7 protein-coding genes are annotated in these 6,966 nt (G+C 42.4%); all 7 read right to left on the reverse strand.

Annotated elements, in window-relative coordinates:
- Positions 1-434 precede the first annotated feature (434 nt).
- Positions 435-713, reverse strand: a complete 279-nt coding sequence (locus tag AC52RT_RS09965; protein ID WP_495540600.1) for a YokU family protein — start codon at positions 711-713, stop codon at positions 435-437.
- A 1-nt stretch (position 714) separates the two neighbouring features.
- Positions 715-2,124 (reverse strand): lysine 2,3-aminomutase, encoded by a 1,410-nt coding sequence (gene kamA / locus AC52RT_RS09970; RefSeq protein ID WP_495540601.1) that lies wholly within the window; start codon positions 2,122-2,124, stop codon positions 715-717.
- 93 nt (positions 2,125-2,217) lie between these two features.
- Positions 2,218-3,603: a sigma-54 interaction domain-containing protein gene (locus AC52RT_RS09975; RefSeq protein ID WP_495540602.1), complete on the reverse strand. Its 1,386-nt coding sequence runs from the start codon at positions 3,601-3,603 to the stop codon at positions 2,218-2,220.
- A gap of 75 nt (positions 3,604-3,678) precedes the next feature.
- Entirely contained in the window at positions 3,679-4,524 is an 846-nt protein-coding gene (gene ablB / locus AC52RT_RS09980) for a putative beta-lysine N-acetyltransferase (RefSeq protein WP_495540603.1), read from the reverse strand.
- Between the two features lie 87 nt (positions 4,525-4,611).
- A complete protein-coding gene (locus AC52RT_RS09985; RefSeq protein ID WP_495540604.1) occupies positions 4,612-5,880 on the reverse strand; it encodes a peptidase in 1,269 nt (422 codons plus the stop codon).
- Between the two features lie 2 nt (positions 5,881-5,882).
- Positions 5,883-6,560 carry a 3-oxoacid CoA-transferase subunit B gene (locus AC52RT_RS09990; RefSeq protein ID WP_495540605.1) on the reverse strand — a complete coding sequence of 226 codons (678 nt, stop codon included), beginning with the start codon at positions 6,558-6,560 and terminating at the stop codon, positions 5,883-5,885.
- Positions 6,539-6,966, reverse strand: a 428-nt coding sequence (locus AC52RT_RS09995; protein WP_495540606.1) for a CoA transferase subunit A, incomplete at its 5' end; no start/stop codon positions are given. The genes AC52RT_RS09990 and AC52RT_RS09995, both read right to left, overlap by 22 nt.

Genomic DNA, 6,966 nt, shown 5'->3' on the forward strand with positions numbered 1-6,966 from the left:
ACGACTCTCTAATTCCTTCATAATTTGATAACCATGCATTGATTCCTCTTTAAGCAAATGCAAGATCGCTGACTTTATAAACCCTCTTCTTTTTTTCATCAACCCCACCACCTATCTATATCGATTATTTTAACCGATATAACGATTAAAAACAATCGATATATCTATCATAAGTATCCATTTCTAAAAACCACAAACAAAAAAAAGAAACACTCGTAATGTGTCACTTTAGAAGATAATTTGCGTTTATTTTTAATAGCTATTTTGCACATGCAAAATAACCCAGCTACCTTAAAAGAAGATTAGTTGGGTTTATTCATTAAGCGAAGCGCCTGGAACGGAAATCAACTGCCACGTTATAAAATAAAAAAGAAGAGTGTAGACAAATTTTGATTAATTTGTCTACAGTCTAAAACACGCGTAATGAGTGTTTCTTAACTAAAATCAAAATAATTCCGTTTCAACAATCGTTTCATATTCATCAGTTCATCATATGTCGTCTTTTTTTCAAGCAGCTTGGTATCGATTAGAAATAGTTGATTTTCAATTTCCTTTACGGTTTCATCACTTTGAAACCTTGCCTGACAATTTGCACAGGCTAATGAAGGGGTTTCGGTGATTTCGACTGCTCTTGTTCCGTCAGGTAATTCCCAATAGACCGTATCAGTTACGGAAGAAATCGTTCCTGCTTCACACCAAGGACAAATGGCCATCCTATTCCCCTCCCTCTGTAAATGAAGTGGATTTTTTCTGCTGTGCTTGAAATTTCTTTTCTTTTAGCTGGTCTCGTTTTTCACGTTGATTTTTTAAGGAAGCATGTTCGGGGTTTGTGACATATTCCTCACGGCGATTCATTCGTTTTAATCCCTTTGGAACGAGATTCAATTGTTTATCATTCATAATCCCTGCAATGCCAATATCCGACTGTTTATCCACCACATCTGGATAAAGCCCTTTAAAATATTCATCGGCACGACCTGGTGTATAGTGTTCCGGTTCTGGATAGGTGGTAATGACCCCTTCGAAGTTACGAAGTACCGTTTTAGTAGGCGATTGAGAAAGAATATAGTTAGGCTGCAGCGTAATTTTACCACCGCCCCCCGGAGCATCGACGACGAAAGTTGGCACAGCATAGCCCGAAATATGTCCCCTAAGTCCTTCCATGATTTCTATCCCTTTGGATATAGGCGCACGAAAGTGGCCAATTCCTTCTGATAGATCACATTGGTAAATATAATAAGGACGGACTCGAATCTTGACCAGATCATACATCAATTTTTTCATAATCGGAACGCTGTCATTAATACCAGCTAGAATAACAGATTGATTGCCCACAGGTACCCCAGCATTTACGAGCATTTCACAGGCAGCTTTAGATTCTTCTGTGATTTCAACACTCGTGTTGAAATGGGTGTTAAGCCATACTGGATGATATTTTTGTAAGATGGTACACAGGTCCTTCGTAATTCGCTGCGGAAACACAACAGGAGCTCTCGTACCAATGCGGATAATTTCTACATGGGGAATGGCTCGCAGGTTTTTAAGAATATACTCTAAAATCGTGTCATTGATTAATAAGCCGTCCCCTCCGGAAAGGAGTACATCTCGCACAGCAGGTGTTTCCCTAATATATTGGATCGCTGCGTCCAGCTGTTTCTTAGGAACGCCCATACCGATTTGCCCTGAAAACCTGCGTCTTGTGCAATAACGGCAGTACATGGAACATTGATTCGTTACTAAAAACAAAACCCGGTCAGGATATCGATGTGTCAGACCAGGCACTGGCGAATCTTCATCCTCTTCAAGCGGATCTTCCATATCATATTTCGTTTTATGCATTTCATCTGATACGGGAACAGACTGCATTCTAATCGGACAGCGTGGATCATCTGGATTCATTAATGACGCATAGTAGGGTGTTATGTTCAGCGGGATGGTCTTGGTGGATATTCGGACGCCTTCTTCTTCATCAGGGGTAAGATTAATCACTTTTTTCAAATCGTCAAGTGTTCTTATCGTATTGGTTAACTGCCAAATCCAGTTTCCCCATTGCTCTTCTGTAACGTCTTTCCATAGCTCAATATCCTGCCAGTTTCGGTCAGGTACATATAGGTTATTAAACATCTAATTACCTCCAAAAACTTGATAGTAGTATTAGATGCAAGTAGTATGCCAAAGTTAACCCAAACCCGCAGTATCTCCAAAATACGTGTTTACTCATTTTTTTCTTTTTTGGATTTTATATTGCAGTGTCTGTCTTGGGATATCCAGCAGTTTAGATGCCTGAAGGACATTCCCATTTGCTTGGAGCAGCGCTCTTTGTATATACGTTTCCTCCATTTGATTTAATGCATCCCGAAGTGGTTGAATGCCCTGATTGCGTTCGACTTTTTTCTTTAGAAATACCGGTAAATCTACACCCTGCAGCACAGTGCCCTCGGTATGATTCATCATAAACTCAATCGTATGTTTTAGTTCTCTAACGTTCCCTGGCCAGTGATGGGTTAAAAAAATGGTTTGGACTTCTTCACTAATCCCTTCCACGACTCGCCCTAGTTGTATGTTGAAGTGACAAATGAAATGAGTAGCTAAAAAGACGACATCTTCTGGACGTTTATGAAGCGGCGGCAGTTCATAGCTCAATACATTCAGCCGATAAAATAAATCGGGCCGCAGGGTCTTTTCCTGAATCGCTTTTTCAGGATGAGTATTCATCGCCGTGATAATTCGGGCATCGACAAACGTACTTTTCGACCCGCCTATTCGTCTGACTAACCCATCTTCAAGCACTCTCAGCAATTTTGCCTGAAGCTCGATAGGCATTGATTGCAATTCATCCAGAAATAAGGTTCCCCCGTTTGCAAGTTCAAATAACCCTTGCCGTTCAACTGCACCCGTGTAGCTGCCCTTAGCTGTTCCGAAGAGTAAACTTTCGAGAAGAGATTCAGGAAGAGCTGCACAATTTTGGGCAATAAATGGTCCCTTGCGGCGCGGTGAAGCATTATGGATTCCCTGAACAAACAGCTCCTTACCAACTCCGCTTTCGCCAAAAACCAGGACGGCTGATTCCGATTCTGCCGCTCGTTTTCCCTGACGAATGATTTGTTGAAAATCAGGATTCTTTGTCAGAATGTCATTAAATGTGTAGACCGCTCCATTGTTCACGTTTTTTTTAGAGATGCTCGGCTTTTTTACCGTCGTTTCTAAATCGAGTAACCGCTCAGATAGGTTCTTCAATCGTGAATAGTCCTTGGCAATTTCAATAGCGCCAATCATTTGGTTATCCACATGAATCGGCAGTGTCGTATTAAGGGTTTCAATCATCTTGCCATGAAGATTGAGATAAGATTGCCGTTTATCAAAGATGGGCTGTTCCGTTTCAATCACTTGGAGCAGGGTAGAAGACTTCTGATTTAAGGAAGGAAATGCCTTTAGAAGTGGTTTGCCCAGTACCTCTTCGACTTTCATGCCATCATGTCCACCAGCTACTTCATTATAAAAAATCGTCCTGCCGCCATTATCGATTACATGAATTCCTTCATCAATGCTTTTTAAGATTGCTTCCAGCACTTCACGAGTATTAAAAAAATCTTCCGTCTTCACCCACTCCTTTCTATCAATAATCTGCAATAGCAAAGTGCCGAAAATTCGCACCCTTGGTGCCCATTTCCTGGCACCTCAGCTGGTTTTCACCCACATATTCATGTCCTCAAGCTTATCAAAAATATAACAGTTGTTAGCCAGCCTCCCTTTATATTTGTAGCCAAGTCCGTAAAAAGCGGCATTCATTCCATAAGAAAGACTTCTAGCGATTGAGTATAAACAAAAAATCTGCTCTTTCCGTAAATCTTCTTCAAGCGCTTCAATTAAACGCCTCATTAAGCCGAACTGTCGATGAGCAGCCAAGGTAGCACAATCCGTGATTTCTGCATTAAATTCATTCATATCGATTTCCGCGGACGCTGCACTGACAATTTCTTTTTCATATGTATATACATAGAAGACCGTACCTTTCTTCATGCATTCGGTTATATAGACGGGATCATTCATCGGTGTCGGGTAAATTTCAAAGACCGTCTCATATAATGCTGCCAGCTTTATAGCATCATCTGTATTCGCTTTTCGGATTTCATAGTCATGAGGAGGAGCCGCTTGGGAGCCTTTTTTCTTAAGCGTCTTTACACTCTCAAGAATTCGATCGCCTTCCTCCCAATTCACACTGTTTCGGCGTTCGTTTTGATAAAACTTTGCCATAAAGAAACAGTCGCTTCCTCGGTAGAACCGGTCAATGGAAGCTTCATATACAAACCCTTCCGCAATCAGTTTTTGAACATCACTTGCTCTTGCCTTAACGATTAGTTTTTCTGCCTGGATCTCTTGAGCTGCATCTACCGCAATTTGTAGACAGCTCTCGGTATGGCCGCGATAATCTTCCACTCTGACTCGTTTATTAAATCGATCAATCGTTAGCTTCATTGTATAGCGGTCTGTTGTTATCTCTTTAACTTGTGCGATCTCTTCCAATTTGATATCCCCCTTTTTTAAGTATCTCCTCCTTTATTGTACCAAAAGGGCTGAATCATTTGAATCAGACCCATATCCTGAAAATCGTTAGGCATCATCCATTCCACACCATTCCAGAATGGTCAGCGCAATGACATGTGCAGCTTCGGTTATTTTTCTTAGCTCAATATGTTCATTCGCGTCATGGGCCATTTCCGTTATGCCTGGTCCAAAGACCATGACTGGAATTTTGCCTACAACTGATAAATAGCCGCCGTCCGTCCCCCATGGTGAGGCCTCAATCACTGGTTCTTTATTAAACACAGATATAAATTTATCTGTTAGAACCTGCGTGAGCGGGTGGTTTTCCTCAAGTTGTCCTGGCAGCCATCTAGCGCCAAACCATTCCCATTCGACTGGTTTGATCTGAAACCATTCATGTTTAGTATTTAATTCACTCAAACATTCAGTTAGTGACAATTGTGCCGCTTCAATACTCTCATTAGGTGCTACCCCAAAACGTCCTTCAAGAATAACTGTATCCGGTACAGAAGATGGCCAATCTCCACCTGAAATTTTGCCCAAATTAATCGGTATTGGGATAGGAATTGTCTCATAAAGCGGATGATCCAGCGCTTCATTCCGTTTGGTCTCTAGCTCTCGAAGGGCATCAATGACAACCATGGCCTGTTCAATGGCATTCACCCCTGCATATCGAGTACCGCCATGAGCTGATTTCCCTTTTACGGTTATACGAAACCACATTGAACCCTGCTGAAGCGGAAAAAATTTCAGATTCGTCGGTTCAGGAATAATGGCCGCATCTGCCCGATATCCCCGCAATACAGCAGCAAGTGTGCCTGCGCCCCCGCTTTCTTCTTCGATGACACTTTCAAAAATCACGTCCCCTTTTAACCGAATGCCTAACGATATAATGGCATCCATGGCCATAAGTAAGGAGACCGTACCGCCTTTCATATCCGTGGTTCCTCGGCCATACATTTTGCCGTCCTTTACGATACCGCTGAAAGGATGCTCCACCCAATCGTGAAGATTCCCCTCTGGAACCACATCAATATGTCCATTAAGTAGAATCGATTTCCCCCCTCCACTCCCTTTTAAAACCGCGGCTAGGTTGGGATTCCCGCTAAAATCACTCCGGTCACAATGAAACTGGGGATGCTGACGCAACGTATCGCCCTCCAATTCCCAGCAATCGATTTCCAGATTAAGTTGTTTGCATTTCTCCATAATAATGGCCTGTGCCTTCGCTTCGCGGCCGCGTTTACTAGGCTCCTGTACAAGCTTCTGAAGCAAATCAATTCCATCTTGTTCGTGATTATACAGCCATTGCTTAATACTTGCTTCAACGTTCACTCTTAACCCTCCCCCTGCATTTTTATATAGCGAAGATTTTCACTAATGGAAAATGATGCATCTGTATTTTCTCGGATATCGATTAACGTGTAGGGTGCAAACAAATCCGTCAAAAGTAAACCCTGTACTGTGACTGTAAAGACTGCTTGTTCCGTAATGACTGTATGTACGCATTTTCTCGCTGTCAGCGGAAGTGAGCATTCTTTTACAAGCTTAGGCGCACCTGACTTTTCCAAATGATTCATTAAAACAATTACTTTTTTAGCTCTAGCCGCAAGCTCCATGGCCCCGCCCATTCCAGGCACTCTTTTGCCTGGGACAATCCAATTAGCCAAATCTCCTTCCCCGCTGACCTGCAAAGCACCTAAAATGGTTACATCAATTAAACCTGAGCGAATAATGCCAAATGCCGTAGCACTGTCACAATACGAAGCACCGCCTCTGATAGTGACCGGATAACCACCTGCATTGCATAAATGAGCATCTTCCTTGCCGGCTTCAGGGGTAGAGCCGATCCCAATAATGCCATTTTCTGAATGAAATATCACTTGATGATATTCAGGCAAATGATTAGGAACAAGCGAAGGAATTCCTATTCCTAGGTTCACCAGCATGCCGTCTTTAATTTCCTCCGCCGCACGCTTCGCCATTTTATCCCTTATCTCGGTTCCCAAACCCATTTCCAGTTCACCCCCTCCGATTGAACTACATAATCCACAAATACACCGCTCGTAATGATGGCTTCAGGATCCAGTTCACCAACCGGAACAATTTCTTTTGCTTCAACGACAGTTATTTTCCCAGCCATCGCAACTAATGGATTGGTATTTCGACCACTTTTGTCATATATTAAATTACCAAACTCATCTGCTTTTTCGGCATAAACAATCGAAATATCTGCCGTTAATGCCGGCTCAATTAAGTATTCGCTGCCACTAACAGTGACCCGCTGTTTATACCGTTTGACAATGTCTTCATCTAGTCCGATATCACATAGAACTCCGCCGAGTCCCATTCCCCCTGCCCGAATGCGTTCAATCAACGTACCTTGAGGGGAGAATTCGATTTCTAGTTCTCCGTTAGACA

This window comes from Peribacillus sp. (assembly GCF_059453735.1).

Excerpts from the sequence above, each read along its gene's own strand:
- AC52RT_RS09965 (WP_495540600.1), bottom strand. The coding sequence starts at position 713 with ATGGCCATTTGTCCTTGGTGTGAAGCAGGAACGATTTCTTCCGTAACT.
- kamA (WP_495540601.1), bottom strand. The coding sequence starts at position 2,124 with ATGTTTAATAACCTATATGTACCTGACCGAAACTGGCAGGATATTGAG.
- AC52RT_RS09990 (WP_495540605.1), bottom strand. The coding sequence starts at position 6,560 with ATGGGTTTGGGAACCGAGATAAGGGATAAAATGGCGAAGCGTGCGGCG.